We start from the raw sequence: 20,721 nt of genomic DNA on the forward strand, positions 1-20,721 counted from the left end.
TCTAGTCCAACTTCGCCGGGACGAGCTGCAGGTAGATCAGCGTGATCACGAAGTTGACCACGAACAGGAGCAGGAACGTGATGACGACGGACTGGTTGACCGCATCGCCGACACCCTTCGGTCCCGGCGGCGGGTTCAGGCCACGGTGCGCCGCGACGACGGCCGCGATGAACCCGAAGATCAGCGCCTTGAGCTCACCCACCCACAGGTCCGACAGCTGGGCCAGCGCGGAGAAACTCGCCAGGTACGCACCCGGTGTGCCGTCCTGCAGCACGACGTTGAAGAAGTAACCGCCGAGGACACCGATGACGCTCACCATGCCGTTGAGCAACAACGCCACCAGCATGCAGGCGAGCACCCTTGGCACGACGAGCCGCTGCACCACCGAGACGCCGAGCACCTCCATGGCGTCGATCTCCTCGCGGATCTTGCGCGCGCCGATGTCGGCGCAGATGGCCGAACCGCCCGCGCCCGCGACGAGCAGGGCCGTCACCAGCGGGCTGGCCTGCTGCACGGTGGCGAGCACGCTGCCCGCACCGGTGTAGGACTGGGCGCCGAGCTGGCGCGCCAGCGAGCCGAACTGCAACGAGATGACCGCGCCGAACGGGATGGCGACCAGTGCGGTCGGCAGGATCGTGACACTCGCGATGAACCACGACTGCTGGATGAACTCCCGCAGCTGGAACGGCCGCTGGAAGATGCCGCGTGCGACGTCGAGGCCGAGCGCGAACAGCTTGCCGGTCTCCCGCAGCATCCCGAGCCCGGGAATCCTGGCCGTGGAGGCCCCAGAGCTCATGGGCGTCCTTGGTCGTGCGGTGGTCGCATCGGGCGGGTGGCGGGACTCTGGCTCGACGCGGGCTCCTGCCAGCCGGAGCCGGGCAGGTCGGCGACGTCCTGCGCGGGCAGCTGCCCACGCTGCGCCCCGACCAGGCTGTGCATGCCGACACCGTAGTGCCGCCGCTCCTGGAGGGTGAGCGACTCGATGATCCCCTCCTGCGCGGCCGGCGGCAGGGTGTGCAGGATGCGCATCACCCGGTCCTTGCGGCGGCGGGCGCCCTGCCTTTCCGGCAGGCCGGGGGTCGGTTGCAGCTGGGGCACGACGCCACGCAGGTCCTCGGTCGAGCCGTCGTGGTGGCCGGCGTCGGCATACGCCTGCTCCAGCGCCATCTGCGCCTGGTCCTTCTCCTCGCTCATCCCGATAGGACCGAGGCGACGCCCGTTGAGGAACTGCTCCACAACGGGCTCGTTACTGGTGAGCAGCACCTCCCGTGGACCGAACATCACCAGTTCCTTGCGGAAGAGCATGCCGATGTTGTCCGGCACCGTCCGCGCCAGGTTGATGTTGTGCGTGACGATCAGGATGGTGGCGTCGATCTGGGCGTTGAGATCAATCAGCAGCTGTGAGAGGTAGGCGGTGCGCACCGGGTCCAGACCGGAGTCCGGCTCGTCGCACAGGATGATCTCGGGATCGAGCACCAGGGCTCGTGCCAGTCCGGCGCGCTTGCGCATACCACCGGAGATCTCGCCGGGAAGCTTCTTCTCCGCCCCCGAAAGTCCCGTCATCTCGAGCTTCTCCAGCACGATCCGGCGGATCTCGGCCTCGGACTTCTTCGTGTGCTCGCGCAGCGGGAAGGCGACGTTGTCGTAGAGGTTCATCGACCCGAACAGGGCACCGTCCTGAAACAGCACCCCGAACAGCTTGCGGGTCTCGTACAGCTTGCGCTCGGAGCAGGTGACGATGTCGACACCATTGATGACGCACTTGCCGCGGTCGGGTTTGAGCAGGCCGATCATCGACTTGAGGAACACCGACTTCCCGGTGCCAGAGGGGCCCAGCATCACCGACACCTCACCGGGCGGCAGCGTCAGCGTCACGTCCCGCCAGATGGCCTGCTTACCGAAGGACTTCGTCAAGCCCTCGATGACCACCTCGGCACCCATTGCACCTCCCCGGAGCCTCTTCGCGGGCAGCACGCCCCAAAACCTGCGTCACCACCCAACGAGTTGCGCCGATGTGGGTTACTCACCGGTTCTGACCAACTGGACCGGACCAGGGCGACTCAGTAGTGCAGCAAGGTAACGCACGCGCGGTCGCAACGCACAAAAGGGCGGGCACCCAAGAACTGGGTGCCCGCCCTGTGCAGGTGGAGCCAGGTTGCCTTACTTGACGGAGACCTTGGCGCCGGCGGCCTCGAGCTTGTCCTTGGCGGCCTCGGCGGCGTCCTTGTCGACCTTCTCGAGCAGGGCCTTGGGGGCACCCTCGACGAGCTCCTTGGCCTCCTTCAGGCCCAGGCCCGAGACGACCTCGCGGACGACCTTGATGACCTGGATCTTCTTGTCGCCCGCACCCTCGAGGATGACGTCGAACTCGTCCTTCTCCTCCTCGACCGGGGCGGCGGCAGCGGCGCCAGGGGCGGCCGCGACGGCGACCGGGGCGGCGGCGGTGACGTCGAAGGTCTCCTCGAACTTCTTCACGAAGTCGGACAGTTCGAGAAGCGTCAGCTCCTTGAAAGCGTCGAGCAGTTCGTCAGTGCTCAGCTTCGCCATGGTGGCGTTCCTTCCTTGATACGGACTCGCTGGTCAGCGGGTGTGGGTGGTCAGCTCTCGGCAGCGTCGGCTGCGCCGTCGCCGGACTCGGACTGGCGCTTCTCCTCGAGCGCGGCGGCCAGGCGGGCGACCTGGGACGCCGGCGCCTGGAACAGCGCGGCGGCCTGGGACAGCTTCGCCTTGAACGCGCCCGCCGCCTTGGCGAGGAGCACCTCACGGCTGTCGAGATCGGCGATCTGCTCGATCTCGGCGACCGTGAGCGGACGGCCGTCCATGTAGCCGCCCTTGATGACGAGGGCGCTGTGGTCCTTCGCGAAGTTGCGCAGAGCCTTCGCAGCCTCGACCGGCTCACCCTCGATGAAGGCGATCGCGGTCGGACCGGCGAAGAGCTCGTTGAGACCCTCGATGCCAGCATCCTCAGCGGCACGCTTGACGAGGGTGTTCTTCGCGACCCGGTACTTGGCGGTGTTGCCGAGAGCGCGGCGCAGCTCACCGAGCTGGGACACGGAGAGGCCGGAGTACTGGGTGACAACGGTTGCCGAGCTGCTGCGGAACTTGTCCGCGATCTCGGCGACGGCCGCCACCTTGTCGGGCTTCGCCATGGTCGCCTCCTCTCTTGGCTGGTGACCACTGGCGCGCCCGGACCCCAAACACGACAAACGCCCCGGCGCAGCAGGCGCGGGGCGTCGTGACACGCGAGCAAGTCGCGTGGCGATCCTCGTCCTCCTGCGCAGGCCGCCCGCCATACTGCGGACCTTCGTTCCCGGGGCGGGTGCCCCGGAAAGACCAGCGGTCTTCGGTAGAACCGCTGACCAGCATACGTGACCACGCATGCAGCGTTGCGCCTGCCCCCTTTTCGCGGGGCGATCGCCGCGCCGGGGGCAACTTTCGGTGCACGAGCAGGCATCATGGGTCACGTGGTGGAGCAGCGATCGGATGGACAGCCCGGCCCCGAGCAGCGGCCCGGATCGGAGATCCAGCCTGCACAACCGGCGACCCCACAGCAGTTCGACCCCGAACAGCAACGCCAGTTCGAGCAGTTCCAGCAGTTCCAGGACTTCCTGAGCTTCCAGGAAGCCCAGCGAAGCAGTGGCGAACTGGTCCACAGCGGGCAGTACCCGCCCGCTCCCGCAGCCACGCAGCAGCTCGTCCCGCAACCGCCGGCGCCGCCGCGCCGCAAGGTACCGGGCTGGCTGCAGTGGCTTGGCAAGAAGATCATCGGCTGGCTGATCTTCTTTCTGCTGCTCGCCCTAGCGCTGACCTGGGCATACAACTATTTCTTCGGCAGCGGCGACGGGGATAGCAGCGAGTCGGCGGCGAAGATGGGTGGCGGTACTTACCACACGAATGAGGTCTTATCGACCAACCCCTACGTAGCAGTTCAGAAGATCTACCTATTGGTCGCAGAGGGCAGCTACGAAAGAGCCTGTGTCCGATTCGACAACGAGCGCGGGATCGAGCGGAAGTTCGCGCAAAACCTTGGCTACAACGGCTGCCAACAGGCTGTGCTAGAGATGCAGAAGCAGGTCAGTCACGTCACCGACTACTCGAGGTCCATCTACTCGCGGTACTACGACCCCCAAGCAACGACCTTGCGGATCGACTCCTGTGAGTTCGACATCGAGGCGGGTCCCGCGCTCGGCACTTTCACCCTTACCAAGGTGGAGCGGGGGCAATGGCTGATCACCGACCACGAAGCAGGCCGGACAGCCTGCCCGGCACCGAGCTCCGACACGTCCACTCCGCCGTCCCCCACACGCTGAACCGGGGCTGAACAGCACGAGGGGCGGCCAACCCAACTGGGTGGCCGCCCCTCGTCGCTGAGACAGCGTTACGCGCTGGCGTCCTCGGCAAGGAGGTCACGCGTGCGCGACGGGTCGACCGGGATGCCGGGGCCCATCGTCGTGGAGAAGGTGACCTTCTTCAGGTACCGGCCCTTCGCCGCGGACGGCTTGGTCCGCAGCACCTCGTCGAGCGCGGCGGCGTAGTTCTCCACCAGCTTGTCGGCATCGAACGACGCCTTGCCGATCACCAGGTGGAGGTTGGCCTGCTTGTCGACGCGGAAGCTGATCTTGCCGCCCTTGATGTCGGCAACGGCCTTGGCCACGGCCGGCGTCACCGTGCCGGTCTTGGGGTTGGGCATCAGGCCACGCGGGCCGAGGATGCGGGCCACACGGCCGACCTTCGCCATCTGGTCCGGAGTCGCAATCGCGGCATCGAAGTCGAGCCAGCCACCCTGGATGCGCTCGATCAAGTCGTCGGAGCCGACAGCGTCAGCACCGGCGGCCTCGGCCTCGGCGGCCTTGTCGCCGACGGCGAAGACAATGACGCGGACGGTCTTACCCGTTCCGTGCGGCAGGTTCACGGTGCCGCGGACCATCTGGTCGGCCTTACGCGGGTCAACGCCGAGGCACATGGCGACCTCGACGGTGGCGTCCATCTTGATCTTGGACGTCTCCTTGGCGAGCCGCGCGGCCTCGAGCGGGGCGTACAGCCTGCTCCGGTCGATCAGCTCGGCGGCCTGGCGGTAGGCCTTGCTGCGCTTGGTCATGCTCTGTCCTTCGAAAAGTAGTGGTGGATCAGTTGTGGTGCGGGCCAGCGCTTGGCCCTTCCACGACGGGTGACAGTGTCGCGCTCGCGCGTCCACCAGGGGTGGACGGTCCGGGCGACGGGGTCAGGCCCTACTCGACCGTGAGACCCATCGACCGGGCGGTGCCGGCGATGATCTTGGCGGCCTGCTCCGTGTCGTGAGCGTTGAGGTCGCTCTTCTTCGTCTCGGCGATCTCGCGCACCTGGTCCCAGGTCACCTTGCCGACCTTGGTCTTGTGCGGCTCGCCGCTGCCCTTCTCGATCCCGGCGGCCTTCAGCAGCAGCCTCGCTGCCGGCGGGGTCTTGAGCTTGAAGTCGAACGAGCGGTCCTCGTACACGGAGATCTCGACCGGCACGACGTTGCCGCGCTGCGACTCGGTAGCCGCGTTGTAGGCCTTGCAGAACTCCATGATGTTGACGCCGTGCTGACCGAGCGCGGGGCCAACGGGCGGAGCCGGGTTCGCGGCACCCGCCTGGATCTGCAGCTTGATGATCGCTGCAAGCTTCTTCTTCTTGGGTGGCATTCCTGTTTCCTGTTCAGCGTTGCTCTTCCCGCGCACCTGCCGTGGCGCGGGGACCTTCCGGCCGCCTCAGGCAGCCGTCAGCCTTGGTGTGCTGCCGCACTGTTCCGCGACGTCATCAGATCTTGGAGACCTGGTTGAACGACAGCTCGACCGGTGTCTCCCGGCCGAAGATCGACACCAGGACCTTCAGCTTCTGCGCGTCCGCGTTGACCTCGCTGATCGTCGCGGGCAGCGTCGCGAACGGGCCGTCCATGACCGTGACCGACTCGCCGACCTCGAAGTCGACCTCCACGGCACGTCCCGCGGCCGGCGCCTCCGCCGCGGCGGCCTCGCCCTTGCCTGCCTTCGCCGGGGCGGCCTTCTCGACCTGCGGGGCGAGGAACTTCAGCACCTCGTCCAACGTCAGCGGTGATGGGCGCGAGGTGGCACCGACGAAGCCGGTGACGCCAGGGGTGTTGCGGACGGCGCTCCACGAGGCGTCGTTGAGCTCCATCCGGACGAGGATGTAACCCGGCAGTACCTTGCGCTGGACCTGCTTGCGCTGGCCGTTCTTGATCTCGGTGACCTCTTCGGTGGGCACCTCGATCTGGAAGATGTAGTCCTCGACGTCGAGGGTCTGCCGACGGGTCTCGAGGTTGTTCTTGACCTTGTTCTCGTAACCGGCGTAGGAGTGCACGACGTACCACTCGCCCGGCAGCGACTGCAGCTCCGCACGGAGCTTGGCCACGGGGTCCTCGTCGTCGGCCTGCTCAGCTTCGGCGGCGGTGTCGGCCTCCGTGTCCTCGACGACCTCGGCCGGCGCCGCGTCGGGCTCGACATCGCCCGAATCCGCCTCACCGGTGGCCGCAAGCACCTGCTCGTCGGAAAGGCCGGTCAGGTCCTGACCGGCTCCTGAGCCGTTCTCGGAGGTCACTTTCCGTCCTCTCAGTTGATCGCGTGTGGTGGTCGCGGGCGTCTCGTCGACCCCCGCCACCCGCGAGGTCACGTGGCCGCTCAGCTGCCGAATACGAAGTCGACACCCTGCAGGAACAGGAAGTCGAGGACGTACACAAGGGCAATCATGAACGCCACGAACACCAGCACCACGATGGTGTAGGTGACCATCTGCTTACGCGTAGGCCAGATGACCTTGCGCAGCTCCGCCCAGACCTCGCGGACGAACCGCACGAACCGCGAAAACAGGTTCCCCCGTTTCGTGTCCTTGCGAGTCCGCTTCGGCGTCGGCCGGTCCTTCCCAGCGGGCTTGGCGGCCTTGTCCGAAGTCTTTCCCTTCGGCGCGGGACGCTTCTTCGCCTCGGCGCTCGTCCCGGCCCCCGCCTCGGATTCGGCCTCGGTACCAGCGCCGGCAGGACGCGCGGAGGCGCGGCGCTCACGCCGAGCCGCGGCGGTGACCGGACGGGAAGGACGCTTCGACGTCCTCTCCTTGTCCTTCTCGCCGTCCTCGCTCACGAGCCACTCCTCCGCTCCACCTGACACGTCAACGCAGGGGTGACAGGACTTGAACCTGCAACCTGCGGTTTTGGAGACCGCTGCTCTGCCATTTGAGCTACACCCCTTCGAGCGGGAGCCCCGCTCAGTGGACGCACTTCACTGACCCCGTTTCAGGCACGGGGCCGGGTGTCGAACGTTCCAAGTTCGGGAGTCTACGGCAAGCCGGATGGGGGCTCGCAACCACGCCCTGTTGTCGGCCATGGGGCAGCGTCCACCGGCCAGAGCGAGCGTGAAAAAATGTAGACATGGCCACACCTGGAAGTACTGTCACCAGCCCTCGATCCCGCGTGTCCGCCCGCATCGCCGGCATCACGCCGTCCGCGACGCTCGCCGTCGACGCGAAGGCGAAGGCGCTCAAGGCGCAGGGCCGCCCGGTGATCGGCTTCGGCGCCGGCCAGCCCGACTTCCCCACCCCCGACTACATCGTCGAAGCGGCTGCGGCCGCGGTACACGAGCGGAGCAACCACGGCTACACGGCCGCGGCCGGCCTGCCCGAGCTGAAGGAAGCCATCGCCGCGAAGACGCTGCGCGACTCCGGTTTCGAGTGCGACGCCTCGCAGGTACTCGTGACCAACGGCGGTAAGCAGGCCGTGTATTCCGCGTTCGCCACACTGCTGGACCCGGGCGACGAGGTGCTGCTGCTCGCGCCGTTCTGGACCACTTACCCGGAGTCGATCACGCTGGCCGGCGGGGTTCCCGTGCAGGTCACCGCCGACGAGTCGACCGGCTACCTGGTCACCGTCGAGCAGCTCGAGGCCGCCCGTACCGAGCGGACCAAGGTGCTGCTCTTCAACTCGCCCTCCAACCCGACCGGCGCGGTGTACCCGCGCGAGCAGGTGGAGGCGATCGGCCGCTGGGCTTACGAGCACGGCATCTGGGTGATCACCGACGAGATCTACGAGCACCTGGTCTACGACGGCGCCACGGCCGCCTCGATGCCCGCCGTCGTGCCGGAGCTCGCCGACCAGACGCTGATCCTCAACGGTGTAGCGAAGACGTACTCGATGACCGGCTGGCGGGTGGGCTGGATCGTCGGTCCGCAGGATGTCGTCAAAGCCGCGTCCAGCTTCCAGTCGCACCTGTGCGGCAACGTCGCCAACATCTCGCAGCAGGCCGCGCTCGCCGCGGTGGCCGGGCCGCTGGACGCCGTGTACGCGATGCGGGAGGCGTTCGACGCGCGTCGCAAGCGGATCGTGTCGCTGCTGTCGGCGATCCCGGGGGTCGAGTGCCCGACCCCGGAGGGCGCCTTCTACGCCTACCCTTCGGTGAAGGCCCTGCTCGGCAAGGAGATCCGCGGCGAGCGGCCCACCGACACGGTGGCGCTGGCGGACCTGATCCTGCGCGAGGTCGAGGTCGCCGTGGTTCCCGGTGAGGCCTTCGGCACCCCCGGGTACTTCCGGTTCTCCTACGCCCTGGCGGAGGCTGACCTCGTCGAGGGTGTCAGCCGCGTCGCGGAACTGCTCTCCGAAGCGAAGTAACCACCCACTCGCGTCACTTCTCACGGCCCCCAAGGTCACCGCCTTGGGGGCCGTTTCGCATGCGCCTGAACTTTCGTGCATTTGTTCTAGTAGAGTTAGAACTATGTTGGTCCGTATCGATCCGAGTTCGACGGTTCCGCTCTTCGAGCAGGTCGCCGCGTCGATCCGCCGCGCGCTGGCCGACCGCGACATCGCCCCGGGCGAGCACCTGCTTCCCGCGCGGGAGCTCGCGGCCTCGCTGGACATCAACGTGCACACCGTCCTGCGCGCCTACGCCGTGCTGCGGGACGAGGGGCTGATCGAGCTGCGGCGCAGGCGGGGAGCTGTCGTCACCGGCAGCGCCGACCTGCGGTCGCGGCTGCACACACTGGCCGGCGAGCTGGTCGAGGAGGCGCGCCGCGCCGGGGTACATCCGGACGAGCTCGCCCAGATCGTGAAGGAGAAGTACGCATGAAGGTCGCCGCCACCCGGGCGCTCCTCACCACACTCGGCGTGCCCGCACTGGCCGCCGGCGCGGCCTGGCTGCTGCAGCGTGCCTGGTCGTCACGCCTGCCGGAGCCCATCGCGATCCACTGGGGCCCCAGTGGGCCTGACCGTACGGCCTCGCTTGGTGGTTTCACCGCGGCGACACTGGGCAGCAGCGCCGCACTCGCCACGGCCGGCGCAGTGCTGGCGCTGGTCATTCTGCGCCACGGCAACGGGGTGCTGCGCGGCGTCCTCGCGTTCTACGCCTGGCTGGCAGCGTTTCCAGCCGCACTCCTGATCGCCGTCCTCACGAGCAACCTCGACGCCCCGGGATGGCAGCAGGCCGGATTCAACGGTGGCTCCGTGGCCGCACTGGCGGCCAGTGCGCTGGCCGCGCTGCTCGGCGCCGTCGTGGCAGGGCCGAGCGTCCCGCCCGCCCGGCAGACCGAGGAGCTCGCTCCGGGCGACCTCTCGGTGGGCCTGGGAGCGGACCAGCGCGCGACCTGGGTGGGTAGCGCCAGCAGTCGTGTCGCGCTGGTCGTGTTCGTGCTGCTGCTCCTCGCGCTGGCCGTGCTGCCCGCGCTGACCGGCGCCGCGTTGCCGGTAGCCGTGTACCTGATCATGCTGATCCCTCTCGCGGCCGTGCTCGTAAGCACTCGGCTACGTGTCGTGGTGACTGGAGCCGGCGTGCAGATCCGGTTCGGCGCCTTCGGCATCTGGCGGCGACGGGTGCCGCTCGCGGACATCGCAGGCGCCACCGTCGAGCGGGTGACGACCTGGGGTCATAGCGGCTTGGGCATCCGGGTGAATCCCATCACCGGCGACATCTACTACAAGGTGCGCGGAGGCGAGGCGCTTGCGCTGCGGTTACACAGTGGCCGCACGATCGCGATCACCGTGGACCGGCCCGAGCAGGCTGCCGGCCTCGTGAACGATCTGTTGCGCCAGGATTCGCCGCAGCGCAGCTGAGCCTGAGGCGAACTCTGTACCGCTCCTGCTCCCCACGGGGTCACCGCGCGGCTGAGGCCGCTGCAGCCGACGCCCGCGGGGAGCCGTGTGGTCAGCTGAGGCGGACGATGGCCTGTGACTTGCCGAGCACCGTCTTGCCGTCGAACTTCGCGGTGATGTCGATCCGCGCCGTGCCGTCCTCACGCACCTCGCCGACCTTGCCGCTCAACTCCACGAGCGCGCCCTCGGCGTCATCGGGGACCACCACGGGCCGGGTGAAGCGCACGCCGTACTCGACGATGCGGCCGGGGTCCCCGAGCCAGTCGCTCACCAGGCGGCTGCCCAGCGCCATGGTCAGCATGCCGTGCGCGATGACGTTCGGCAGGCCGACATCCTTGGCGAAGCGTTCGTTCCAGTGGATGGGGTTGAAGTCCAGTGACGCGCCCGCGTAGCGGACCAGCTGGTCACGGGTGACGTGCACGGACAGCGCGGGCAGCTCGTCTCCGACATTCATGGTCATTCCCCCCGCACCACGAGTTGGGCGTGTGTCGTGCAGACCGGTTCTCCGTCGACGCTGGTGATGTCGGCGCGAACGCTGAGAAAGTCGTTGCCCGCGCGGAGGAAGATGTCCTCGATGTGCGTGCTCAGCTGCAGCAGGTCACCTGCGTGTACGGGACGGTGGTGGGTGAACCGCTGGTCGCCGTGCACCATGCGGGAGTAGTCGAGGCCGAGTTCGGGGTCGGCGACGATCGCGTTGATCGAGGCCAGGTTGATGATCGTGAGGAACGTCGGCGGCGCGATCACGTCCGGGTAGCCAGCGGCCCGCGCGGCGGCCGGGTCCCGGTACAGCGCGCTGCCGTCGCCGATGGCGTCGGCGAACTCGGCGATCTTCTCCCGGCTCACCTCGTAGCTGCTGGTGGGTGGATAGGTACGGCCGATGAATGAGGGGTCCAGTGGCACTACAGCAGGTTACCGGTCATCCGGGCACGAAAAAGCCGCCCCCGGCGAGCGGGGGCGGCTTCCGTAAACGAGCGTTGGCTCAGCGGGTTTCCTTGTGCGTCCGGTGAGCACCACAGTTCGGGCAGAACTTCTTCATCTCCAGACGATCCGGGTCGTTACGCCGGTTCTTCCTGGTGATGTAGTTACGGTGCTTGCACTCCTCGCACGCCAGCGTGATCTTCGGTCGCACGTCGGTGGCAGCCACATCGGCTCCTTCTAGCTACTCGGTACCCCACCGTTCGGGGGGTCCGGGGGGCCAGGGCCCCTCCGGGCGGGGTTTGGGGGTCGCACCCCCAAGGTAATCACGGAGCGAGGTGGTTTGCGCTCTCCGCAGACACAACCCGCTCACTCGCGTAGCGGTGGCCGGACTTGAACCGGCGACACAGCGATTATGAGCCGCTTGCTCTGCCAACTGAGCTACACCGCCCCACACGGCCAGGGCCGCGATGCCAGTTTACGCATCACAGCCCAGACCACCGAGCCCCTTTACGGAATCGAACCGTAGACCTTCTCCTTACCATGGAGACGCTCTGCCGACTGAGCTAAAGGGGCGTGCTCAACGAGCCTCGAAAAGATTACCTGAGCCGCGCGGACACCCCGCAACCGGGGGCCCGTTCCTGCGAACCCTCAGGTCAACAAGGTCAGCACCGTCTCGGACTGATGTCCGAGCGAGCGTGCGGTGCGCGCCTGCAGCCACGCTTCGAGCCGTTCCTCCGACAGCGGTCGCGAGATCAGGTAGCCCTGCGCCACATCGCAGCCCATCGCCTCGAGCTGGTCGCGGGCGACGTCCTCCTCGACACCCTCGGCCACCACCGTGAGCCCCAGCGAGTGGCCGAGCTCGACGATCGAACGGACGACGGCGAGGTCGCCGAGATCAGTACCCATGCCGAGCACGAAACTCTTGTCGATCTTGACCTGGTCGACGGGCAGCTGGCGCAGGTAGGCCAGCGAGGAGTAGCCGGTGCCGAAGTCGTCCACCGCGAGCACGATGCCGAGCCCGTGCAGCTCGCGCAGGATCGGCAGCGCCCGCTGCGGATCGGCCATCACACCCGACTCGGTCAGTTCGAACGTCAGCAGCTCGGCCGGCACCCCGAAATGGTCGAGCGCGGCTGACACCTTGGCCGGGAAGTCCTCGTCCGCAAGGTTGCGCACGGAGAGGTTGACCGCGACCGAGATCCGCAGGCCCTCGTCCAGCCAGCGGCGAACCCGCAGCAGGGCTTTGTCGAGCACGAACGACGTCAGCGCGCCAACGAGGCCCGCGGCCTCGACGGCGGGCACGAACTCGTCGGGATCCACCCTGCCGAACTCCGGATGCTGCCAGCGCACCAGCGCCTCGACCCCTAGCACCTGCCTGCCGGGCAGCGACACCTTCGGCTGGTAGTGCACGCTGACCTGACCGTCCTCCAGCGCCTGCCGGAACTGGGTGACCATCTGGAAGCGGCGCAGGAAGATCTGGCCCATGCTGGGCACGTAGCCCCGCACCTCCTCGCCGCTGCGCGTTGCGCGCACGGCCATGTCGGCGCGTTGCAGCAGAGTGTCCACATCGGTCCCGCGGCCGTTCTCCTCGACGCCGGCGGTGGCGTAGCCCACGACGGCGTTGGCCTCGACCGTGAGCCGGTCGACGGGGTACGGCAGGGACAGCTGGGTCCGCAACCGCTCGGCGATCTCCTGCGCCTGCGCGGGCGTGTAGTCCACCAGCAACGCGGCGAAGGAGCCGCCTTCCAACCGGGCCAGCGGCACGTCCTGCCCGAGCACGTCCCGGATCCGCCTGCCTGCGGCCATCACCATCCGGTCGGCCCATGCGTAGCCGAGTGCATCGCTGACCGTGGAGAAGACGTCGAGATCGATCCGCAGAACCACCGATTCCGCGCGCTCGCGCAGCGGCTCGCCTGCCACCCCACGGAAGCCGGGCCGGTTCAGCAGCCCGGTCAGCGGATCGTGGTAGGCGTCGTGGCGCAGCGTGGCGAGCAGCCTGCGATTGTCCAAAGCGGTCGCCAGATGGCTGGCCATCGTGCCGAGCAGCTGGACGTCGTACTTGCCGAAGCCGCGCCACCGCGAGAGCCGGTCGTGTGCCTCGACCACACCGAGCAGCTGGTTGGCACTGCGCAGCGGGACGACGAGCGACTCCTGCGCACCGCGGTCGAGTAACGCGGACCGCACTTCAGGATTCGCCTCGGTGATACGGAAGTGGCGGACGTGCGCTCCGGGCAGCCGCAGCAGCGGATCATCCGGCCGGACCGAACCAGTGGACAGCAGCTCACCGGCGACGACCGGGCGCATGGGCTCATCCGGTTCGAGCCGCAGGCGCAGCACGACCCTGGCGGCGGCGAGCTGATCCTTGATGCGCTCGGCGATCGTGGACCATTCGCTGAAGTCCGTGTCCGCGCCGATCTCGTCGTCGCGGCTGGCAGGCCGCGCCGCGGCCTGCTGACCGGAGCGCGCCACCATCAGACTGACGTCGGAGAGCGCTTCCATGTCGCGCTGCTCGCGCAGCAGGTCCGAGTAGGCCCAGTACAGTGCTGCCAGGCCGAGGCTGACCGCGAGCACGATCGGCCATGCCTCTGGCGTCTTGGAGATGACGAGGTAGCCGGTGAGGCCAACCGACGCGTTGACGAAGCCGACCACCAGGATGCGGCCGGCCAGCCGCAGCACGGTTCCCACGCGCATCCGCCGCCGCAGAACCCGCACGGCGGCCATGGCGAGCAGCGTGCTGGCCAGTGGTGCGGTCAACGTGCCCGCGAGTGCCGCGAGCCACGGCATGCCCTCGGCGCCGAGCGCCTGCTTGACCACCCCTGCGACGGCGAACGCACTGGTGACCTCAATGAGGAAGGCACCGGCGTTGTAGAGGACCCGGCCGGTGACCTTGCGCGCGACCAGGGTCGTGACCCCGGCGGCGACGTGCGCGCCGAGGACGACTTCGAACGGCGCCACGAAGAAACCGATGACGAGCGGGACCTCGGTGAACGAAATGGTCTAGGAGATTCCGCTGCGCACGTCGACGTTGACACCGAGCTGTTCAGCACCGAGGAAGGCGATCGCGAGCAGTGGTCCGATCCACCAGAGATGGATCGAACCTTCGAACGGCAGCCAGGCAGACACCGCGGCGACGGCGAGCAGACCGACGGTGAGCACAGCGAACGTATAGAGGCGGAACCGGCTCTCATCGGCACGTGCTTCGGAGGTGGTTGAACCAGGCTGGGGGGAGGTTGGTACTTCGGCTGCAGCCGCACTGGAACCGACGGATTCGTCGTGTGCGTCCGGCATGCAGCCTCCCTTCCGTCACGCCTGCCACGCGGCACCCCGGCCGCGAACGAGGCATTACTGTACCCCGGAGGGCGTATCAAGGCCCCGATCTGAACACCATCGGATCACCTCAGGGTTAACGCCTCACCAACGTGGGGATACACGAGCGTCGACGAGGGTGACTTCGCCGTGGTTGTCGTTGCCGCCCGTAATCGCATCCCGAGTGACATACCTCATACCACGTCCGCTTGGATATCGCTATGGACATCGACGTCATCGTCGCCGAGCACACGAAACGGCTCGCCGCCGCGGACGCACTGTTGCCTAAACCACAGTCGTGGGCCCCCGGCGAGGGCACCCGACTGAGTGCTCGCGACGGTGTCGCGCTCGCCACTCGGTCGCGGATCGCGGCTGGCGCGCGGGAGGCACTGTGGCGGCCGCTGACGGAGTACCAGCTCGACGTTCGGCTCGCGGGTGCCGACCCCGGGGTCCCACTCGGCGCGCTGCTGGCCGAGTGGGAGGAGCTGCTCTCCGAGGCAGCAGACGAACCCGACAGCGCCGCGGCGGTCACCAGGCCGAGCCGTGACACTGTCGGCTGCGCCGAACTGCTGCGGCACGGTTTCTCCCCGACGAGGGTGCTCGCGGTGCGCCCCGCCGACCGGCTCGGCAGCGGTCCGCCCGCGGTACCCGGCGTCCGGATCCGCCGTGCCGAACCCGCCGACCTCAACACCCTCGTCCGCCTGCGCCTCGAACTACGCCGCTACGACGCCCAGTTCGCCGTCGTCACCCTGCGCCCCGGCGAGGAACGAGTGCTCACCGACGCCACGCGGGAGCTGATCGGCACCGTGAGCTCCGGCGTCCCCGCGCTGTGGATCGCCGAGTTGTACGGCAAACCGCTGGGCTTCGTCCACGTGCAGCTGCCGCCCCGGTCCGACTGGGCAGGCGAGTACGTCGCCGCCGAGCGCGTCGGCTACCTCGCCGTGCTGCACGTCGCCGAGGAGGCACGCAGCACCGGTGTAGGCACCGCACTCGCCGGGCACGCGCACCAGCTCTTCGACGAGGAGGGCATCGAGGCGGTGCTGCTGCACCACGCGCTGGCCAACCCACGCTCGACACCGTTCTGGTACGCGCAGGGCTACCGCCCGCTGTGGACGACCTGGTACCGGCATCCAGCAGCACGGGGTTGATCGCTCGCGGCGAACGCGACATGGGAATGCGCACCCGCTCCACAAAGTTGAGTCAGGTGTACTCAAGAGAACGGGAGCGTATCGATGACCCAACCACAGCTCCTCCCTGTACTCCCCGTCGACGACGACGTCGTGTTCCCCGGCATGGTCGTTCCGTTCGACCTGGGCGCGGAGGAGACGCGTGCCGCGGTCGAATCGGCACAGGCCAGGGCGCCGGGTGCCGTGTCGCTACCCGGCATCCGCTCGGCGCAGCCCGCCAAGGCCGAGGTGCTGATCGTGCCGCGGATCGAGGGCGAGCCGGCCGAGATCGGCACCGTCGCCACGGTTGAACGCATCGGGCGGGTGCCCGGTGGCGCGACGGCCGCGCTGCTGCGCGGCACCCGTCGCGCGTTGGTCGCCGACTCCGCCGATGGCCCCGGCGACGCACACTGGGTGCGTGCGGAGACCGCCGCCGACCTACCGTTGGACGAGCGTGCCGGCGAGCTGGCGACCGAGTTCAAGGCCGTCGTGGTCTCGCTGCTGCAGCAGCGCGGCGTGTGGCAGATGCTCGACGCCGTGCAGCGTCTCGACGATCCGTCGGCCATCGCTGACCTCGCCGGCAACGCGCCGTACCTCAGCACCGCGCAGAAGCTGGACCTGCTGCGCGCGCTCGATGTGACCGCCCGGCTGGAGACCGCGCTGGAGGCCAGCCAGGCCTACCTCGCCGAGCTGCGGGTGAATGACACCATCCGCAAGGACGTCGAGCAGGACATGGAGAAGCAGCAGAAGGAGTTCCTGCTGCGCAGGCAGCTGGAGGCCATCCGCAAGGAGCTCGGTGAGCTCGACGGCAGCGGCGAGTCCGACGACTACCGCACCAAGGTGGAGGCAGCGGACCTGCCGGAGCACGCCCGCAAGGCGGCGCTCGCCGAGGTGGACAAGCTGGAACGGACCTCCGACCAGTCGCCGGAGGCAGGCTGGATCCGGACCTGGCTCGACACCGTGCTGGACATCCCGTGGCGGACCAGGACCACCGACGTGCACGACATCGCCGGCGCGCGCCGGGTGCTCGACGCCGACCACGCGGGGCTCGACGACGTCAAGGAACGGATCATCGAGTATCTGGCCGTGCGGCAGCGGCGCGCGGAATCCACTGTGGGCGGACGCCACTCGGGTGCGGTCCTCGCGCTCGCCGGCCCGCCCGGGGTCGGCAAGACCTCGCTGGGTGAGTCGATCGCCAGGGCGATGGGGCGCAAGTTCGTGCGGGTGGCGCTCGGCGGTATCCGCGACGAGGCCGAGATCCGCGGCCACCGGCGCACCTATGTCGGCGCGCTGCCCGGCCGGATCGTGCGCGCCATCTCCGAAGCCGGTTCGATGAACCCGGTCGTGCTGCTCGACGAGGTGGACAAGGTCGGCGCCGACTACCGCGGTGACCCGACGGCGGCGTTGCTGGAGGTGCTCGACCCCGAGCAGAACCACACGTTCCGCGACCACTACCTGGAGATCGAGCTCGACCTCTCCGATGTGGTGTTCCTGGCGACGGCCAACGCGCTGGAGACAATTCCAGGGCCGCTGCTCGACCGGATGGAGCTGGTGACGCTCGACGGCTACACCGAGCACGAGAAGGTCGTCATCGGACGCGATCACCTGCTCCCCCGCGAGCTGGAGCGCGCAGGGCTCGGCCAGGGCGATGTCGTGTTCACCGACGAGGCGCTGCGCCGCATGGCGGCGGAGTACACCCGCGAGGCCGGCGTGCGCGAGCTCAACCGCACGCTCGCGAAGGTGCTGCGCAAGATCGCGACGAGGCTGGCACTCGGCGAGACCGAGCTGCCGGTGATGGTCGGCGTGAGCGAGCTCGAGGGTTACCTCGGCAGGCCCCGGCACGTGCCGGAGTCGTCGCTGCCGGCTGGAGCGCAGCGCACGGCGATGCCGGGCGTCGCGACGGGGCTGGCGGTGACCGGCGCCGGTGGCGACGTGCTGTATGTCGAGGCGTCGCTGGCGGATGCGGAGACCGGCGGCACGGGGCTGACGTTGACCGGCCAGCTCGGTGACGTGATGAAGGAGTCGGCGCAGATCGCGCTGTCGTACCTGCGGTCGCGGGGTGCCGAGCTGGAGCTCCCGGTCGGCGATCTCGCCGAGCGCGGGGTGCACATCCACGTGCCGGCGGGCGCGGTGCCCAAGGACGGACCGTCGGCGGGCGTGACGATGACGACCGCGCTGGCGTCACTGCTGTCCGGGCGGCTGGTGCGGGCCGATGTCGCGATGACCGGCGAGGTGTCGCTCACCGGCCGGGTGCTGCCGATCGGCGGGGTGAAGCAGAAGCTGCTCGCCGCGCACCGGGCGGGGCTGCGGACGGTGATCATCCCGCAGCGCAACGAGCCGGACCTGGACGACGTGCCCGCGGAGATCCGCGCGCAGCTCGACGTCCACCCGGTGAGCAGCGTCCGCGAGGTGCTGGAGCTGGCCCTCGAACCAGCGGCGGCGCCACTCGCCCACGCCGCCTGAGTGGCCCCCCAAGGCCACCTTGGTTGCGCCCACCCGTCTCCCACCACCACCCAAACGGAGACGCTTCGCGCCACAGTGTTCGATTCCACGCAACCAAGGTGGCCTTGGGGATCGTTTTCACTACCGTTTCATCACTGCTTGGCGGGGGTTCGGTTGCGGAGACGGTTGACCACGAAAAGGGTCACGGCGACGGCGGCGAGTGCGATCACGACGATCTGGAAGATGCCGGCGTATTCCTCCACGATGTGCCAGTTGGCGCCCAGCGCGTAACCGGCCACCACGAACGCGGTGTTCCACAGCAAGCTGCCCAGCGTGGTCAGTACCACGAACTTCGCCAGCGGCATCCGCTCGATACCCGCCGGCAGGGAGATGACGCTGCGGACCAGCGGAACCATGCGGCCGAAGAAGACCGCCTTGGTGCCGTGCCTGGCGAACCACTCCTCGGCACGGTCGAAGTCCTCGGCCTTCAGCAGCGGCAGTTTGATCATCAACGCGCGGGTCCGCTCACGGCCGAGCAGACGGCCGAAGAAGTAGACGATGATCGCGCCGAACACGGACCCGGCCGTGGTCCAGAGCAGTGCCTCGAGGAGCGAGAACGTTCCGCTGGCAGCGCTGAAACCCGCCAGCGGCAGTACCAGCTCGCTGGGGATCGGCGGGAACAAGTTGTCCAGACCGACGATGATGGCGGCACCTGGTCCGCCGAGTGCGTCCATGATGTCGACGGCCCACCCTGCGAGTCCCCCGAGCTCCTCGCCCGTGCCCTGGGCCAGCTGAACGTTCATGAACTCCCTTTCACAGTCGGCACGCAATCTCCCCCGACGCTACGGATGCCGCGCGGGCGGCGCCATGAAGTGCAGCGCTCGATCCGACTGGTGGACACCACAGTCCGACACTGTGGAAATCCTCAATAGCAGCGAGTGGTCAGCCGTTTAGCCTCGTGTGGTGTCTGGTCCTACTTCGGCATTCGTTCGCAAGGGGTTGCGCACGACCGCAGGCCTGGCCATCGGCGGGCTCCTGGCGTTCGCCGAGCTGGCCTACGTCGTGCTCGCCGTCCCGGTACTTGTGGTGCCCGCCGCCCGGCCACACGTGTTCGCGGGCGCGCGCAGGCTCGCCGAGGTGGAACGCCTGCGCCTCGCGCGGCACCTGCGTAGTGAGAACTCGGCCGACTACAGCGGACGGCGCGCACTGGAGTACCTCGCCATCCGCTGCATCGTCGGCGGGCTCGGCGCGGGGATCTTCCTGCTGATCGCGGGGGGCGGGCTGTCGGCACTGGTCATGGCCGGTCAGGTGTTCACGGGTACCCCGATCGGCACGGACCACGACTGGTACGACGTCCCCGCGGTGCTCCTCTTCGGAATCCTGCTCGTGTTCCTTGCAGTGCAAGGGCTCATCGGCGTCGCCGCACTGGAACGCAGGCTCGCGCACGGCTTCCTCGGACCGAGCGAGCAGGACCTGTTGCGGCGCAGGGTGTCCCAGCTCGCCACCAGCCGCGCCGAGGTGATCGAGGCGGTCAACGACGAACGCAGGCGCATCGAACGGGACCTGCACGACGGCGGCCAGCAGCGGCTCGTCGCGCTGGGGATGGTGCTGGGCAGAGCATTGCGCAGCAGGGATGCGGAGCACGCCGCCGAGCTGTTGCGCCAGGCACACGCCGAGTCGCAGGAGGCGCTGCGGGAGCTGCGCGAGGTCGCCTGGCGGGTGTACCCGATCGCGCTGGATTCCGGTGGACTTGATGTCGCGCTGGAGTCGCTGGCCGAGCGGTCGAGCCTGCCGGTGGAGCTGGAGTACACACTCGCCGGACGACCGGACCCGGCGACCGAGACCGTCGCCTACTTCGTGGCCTCGGAGGCGATGACGAACGCGATCAAGCACGCAGGCGCTACCCGGATCCGGATCAGCGTCCGCGGCGATGTCACGATGATTACCGTGCGAATCACCGACGACGGCGCAGGCGGCGCGCAGGCGACGGGTGGCGGGTTGTCCGGCCTCGCCCGCCGGGTCGCCGCGGCCGACGGTGTGTTCACTGTGGACAGCCCGGTCGGCGGACCGACCGTGATCACAGCCGAGCTGCCATGCGCCTGATACTGGCCGAGGACTCGATCCTGCTGCGGGAAGGGCTGGTGCGTCTGCTCGCCGAGGAGGGCCACGAGGTGGTGGCGGCCGTGGGCGACGGCACCACGCTCGTCGAGGAGACCGGGCGGCACCGGCCGGACGTGGTGGTCACCGACGTCCGCATGCCCCCGACGCACAGCGACGAGGGGCTGCGCGCGGCGCTGGAGATCCGCAAACGCTGGCCGGAGGTCGGGGTCCTGGTGCTGTCGCAGTACGTCGAGAAGCGCTACGCCACCGAGCTGATCACCGACGACGCGGGCCGGGTGGGCTACCTGCTCAAGGATCGGGTCGCGCAGGTCGGCGAGTTCCTCGACGCGCTGGAGCGGGTCGCCGCCGGTGGCGCGGCCTTCGATCCGGATGTGGTGCGCCGCCTGCTCGCGCGCACCACCCACGTCGATCCGCTGACCCGCCTCACCGCGCGGGAGCGGGAGGTGCTCGAGAAGATGGCGCAGGGGCACACGAACGCCGGTATCGCCGCACAGCTCTTCGTCTCGCAGAGCGCGGTGGAAAAGCACGTGAACGCGATCTTCGACAAGCTGGATCTGGTGCAGACGGCGGGTTTCAGCCGCCGGGTGCTCGCGGTGCTGCGCTTCCTCGGCTCCTGAGGCGAAGCCACAAAGTCTTTCAGTGGGTGAAAACCGGCGTGGTCACCGACCC

At 68.5% G+C, this 20,721-nt stretch carries 20 protein-coding genes, 3 tRNA genes and 1 pseudogene; 8 read left to right on the forward strand and 16 right to left on the reverse strand.

Annotated features, from left to right (window positions below):
* Position 1: 1 nt before the first annotated feature.
* The 4 genes from ABZ863_RS00610 to rplJ form a co-directional block, all read right to left on the reverse strand.
* Positions 2-796, reverse strand: coding sequence for an ABC transporter permease (locus ABZ863_RS00610; protein WP_358529225.1), 795 nt, complete (start codon positions 794-796; stop codon positions 2-4).
* The gene (locus ABZ863_RS00615; RefSeq protein WP_358529228.1) at positions 793-1,941 is read right to left on the reverse strand and encodes an ATP-binding cassette domain-containing protein; all 1,149 of its coding nucleotides are present in this window, start codon (positions 1,939-1,941) and stop codon (positions 793-795) included. The genes ABZ863_RS00610 and ABZ863_RS00615 overlap by 4 nt, the downstream gene beginning before the upstream one ends.
* Before the next feature lie 219 nt (positions 1,942-2,160).
* Complete coding sequence (gene rplL / locus ABZ863_RS00620) at positions 2,161-2,547, reverse strand: 50S ribosomal protein L7/L12 (protein WP_358529230.1); 387 nt, start codon at positions 2,545-2,547, stop codon at positions 2,161-2,163.
* 50 nt (positions 2,548-2,597) lie between these two features.
* Complete coding sequence (gene rplJ, locus ABZ863_RS00625; protein WP_358529233.1) at positions 2,598-3,149, reverse strand: 50S ribosomal protein L10; 552 nt, start codon at positions 3,147-3,149, stop codon at positions 2,598-2,600.
* A 219-nt stretch (positions 3,150-3,368) separates the two neighbouring features.
* Between rplJ and ABZ863_RS00630 the strand changes: the two genes are divergently transcribed.
* Complete coding sequence (locus ABZ863_RS00630; RefSeq protein WP_358529235.1) at positions 3,369-4,310, forward strand: hypothetical protein; 942 nt, start codon at positions 3,369-3,371, stop codon at positions 4,308-4,310.
* A gap of 68 nt (positions 4,311-4,378) precedes the next feature.
* On the opposite strand, the gene rplA is transcribed toward ABZ863_RS00630, so the two are convergent.
* The 5 genes from rplA to ABZ863_RS00655 form a co-directional block, all read right to left on the reverse strand.
* Entirely contained in the window at positions 4,379-5,098 is a 720-nt protein-coding gene (rplA, locus tag ABZ863_RS00635) for a 50S ribosomal protein L1 (RefSeq protein WP_358529238.1), read from the reverse strand.
* Between the two features lie 130 nt (positions 5,099-5,228).
* On the reverse strand, positions 5,229-5,660 hold the full coding sequence (rplK, locus tag ABZ863_RS00640; protein WP_358529240.1) for a 50S ribosomal protein L11: 432 nt from the start codon (positions 5,658-5,660) through the stop codon (positions 5,229-5,231).
* Between the two features lie 115 nt (positions 5,661-5,775).
* The gene (nusG, locus tag ABZ863_RS00645; protein ID WP_358529243.1) at positions 5,776-6,573 is read right to left on the reverse strand and encodes a transcription termination/antitermination protein NusG; all 798 of its coding nucleotides are present in this window, start codon (positions 6,571-6,573) and stop codon (positions 5,776-5,778) included.
* An 80-nt stretch (positions 6,574-6,653) separates the two neighbouring features.
* Positions 6,654-7,109, reverse strand: coding sequence for a preprotein translocase subunit SecE (gene secE / locus ABZ863_RS00650; RefSeq protein ID WP_358529246.1), 456 nt, complete (start codon positions 7,107-7,109; stop codon positions 6,654-6,656).
* A 34-nt stretch (positions 7,110-7,143) separates the two neighbouring features.
* A tRNA-Trp gene (locus tag ABZ863_RS00655) sits at positions 7,144-7,216 on the reverse strand.
* A 180-nt stretch (positions 7,217-7,396) separates the two neighbouring features.
* Here ABZ863_RS00655 and ABZ863_RS00660 point away from each other — a divergent pair.
* The 3 genes from ABZ863_RS00660 to ABZ863_RS00670 all read left to right on the forward strand — a co-directional run bounded on the left by ABZ863_RS00660 (position 7,397) and on the right by ABZ863_RS00670 (position 10,063).
* Positions 7,397-8,629: a pyridoxal phosphate-dependent aminotransferase gene (locus ABZ863_RS00660; RefSeq protein ID WP_358529248.1), complete on the forward strand. Its 1,233-nt coding sequence runs from the start codon at positions 7,397-7,399 to the stop codon at positions 8,627-8,629.
* 103 nt (positions 8,630-8,732) lie between these two features.
* Positions 8,733-9,083, forward strand: a complete 351-nt coding sequence (locus ABZ863_RS00665) for a GntR family transcriptional regulator (protein ID WP_358529251.1) — start codon at positions 8,733-8,735, stop codon at positions 9,081-9,083.
* Positions 9,080-10,063, forward strand: a complete 984-nt coding sequence (locus tag ABZ863_RS00670; RefSeq protein WP_358529253.1) for a DUF1648 domain-containing protein — start codon at positions 9,080-9,082, stop codon at positions 10,061-10,063. The genes ABZ863_RS00665 and ABZ863_RS00670 overlap by 4 nt, the downstream gene beginning before the upstream one ends.
* Before the next feature lie 91 nt (positions 10,064-10,154).
* On the opposite strand, the gene ABZ863_RS00675 is transcribed toward ABZ863_RS00670, so the two are convergent.
* From ABZ863_RS00675 to ABZ863_RS00700, 6 genes and pseudogenes are all read right to left on the reverse strand, one after another.
* Entirely contained in the window at positions 10,155-10,556 is a 402-nt protein-coding gene (locus ABZ863_RS00675; protein ID WP_358530422.1) for a MaoC family dehydratase, read from the reverse strand.
* 2 nt (positions 10,557-10,558) lie between these two features.
* On the reverse strand, positions 10,559-11,002 hold the full coding sequence (locus ABZ863_RS00680) for a MaoC family dehydratase N-terminal domain-containing protein (RefSeq protein WP_358529256.1): 444 nt from the start codon (positions 11,000-11,002) through the stop codon (positions 10,559-10,561).
* A 79-nt stretch (positions 11,003-11,081) separates the two neighbouring features.
* Positions 11,082-11,246: a 50S ribosomal protein L33 gene (gene rpmG / locus ABZ863_RS00685; protein ID WP_358529259.1), complete on the reverse strand. Its 165-nt coding sequence runs from the start codon at positions 11,244-11,246 to the stop codon at positions 11,082-11,084.
* A 149-nt stretch (positions 11,247-11,395) separates the two neighbouring features.
* Positions 11,396-11,468 (reverse strand) — tRNA-Met (locus ABZ863_RS00690).
* A gap of 52 nt (positions 11,469-11,520) precedes the next feature.
* Positions 11,521-11,593 (reverse strand) — tRNA-Thr (locus tag ABZ863_RS00695).
* A 75-nt stretch (positions 11,594-11,668) separates the two neighbouring features.
* Positions 11,669-14,305, reverse strand: a pseudogene (locus ABZ863_RS00700) (EAL domain-containing protein).
* Between the two features lie 239 nt (positions 14,306-14,544).
* On the opposite strand from ABZ863_RS00700, the gene ABZ863_RS00705 reads away from it, so the two are divergent.
* Both ABZ863_RS00705 and lon read left to right on the forward strand, forming a co-directional pair.
* The gene (locus ABZ863_RS00705; protein WP_358530425.1) at positions 14,545-15,471 is read left to right on the forward strand and encodes a GNAT family N-acetyltransferase; all 927 of its coding nucleotides are present in this window, start codon (positions 14,545-14,547) and stop codon (positions 15,469-15,471) included.
* A gap of 84 nt (positions 15,472-15,555) precedes the next feature.
* The gene (gene lon, locus ABZ863_RS00710; protein ID WP_358529261.1) at positions 15,556-17,952 is read left to right on the forward strand and encodes an endopeptidase La; all 2,397 of its coding nucleotides are present in this window, start codon (positions 15,556-15,558) and stop codon (positions 17,950-17,952) included.
* 131 nt (positions 17,953-18,083) lie between these two features.
* Here the strand turns inward: lon and ABZ863_RS00715 are convergent, their stop codons facing one another.
* Positions 18,084-18,734 (reverse strand): DedA family protein, encoded by a 651-nt coding sequence (locus ABZ863_RS00715; protein WP_358529263.1) that lies wholly within the window; start codon positions 18,732-18,734, stop codon positions 18,084-18,086.
* A gap of 160 nt (positions 18,735-18,894) precedes the next feature.
* Here ABZ863_RS00715 and ABZ863_RS00720 point away from each other — a divergent pair, with 160 nt between their 5' ends.
* Both ABZ863_RS00720 and ABZ863_RS00725 read left to right on the forward strand, forming a co-directional pair.
* Entirely contained in the window at positions 18,895-20,034 is a 1,140-nt protein-coding gene (locus tag ABZ863_RS00720) for a histidine kinase (RefSeq protein ID WP_358529266.1), read from the forward strand.
* A complete protein-coding gene (locus ABZ863_RS00725) occupies positions 20,025-20,669 on the forward strand; it encodes a response regulator transcription factor (RefSeq protein WP_358529268.1) in 645 nt (214 codons plus the stop codon). The genes ABZ863_RS00720 and ABZ863_RS00725 overlap by 10 nt, the downstream gene beginning before the upstream one ends.
* The last annotated feature ends 52 nt before the right edge of the window (positions 20,670-20,721 follow it).

Origin of the sequence: Saccharomonospora sp. NPDC046836, assembly GCF_040645195.1 — a bacterium.
Taxonomy (GTDB): Bacteria; Actinomycetota; Actinomycetes; order Mycobacteriales; family Pseudonocardiaceae; genus Prauserella_A.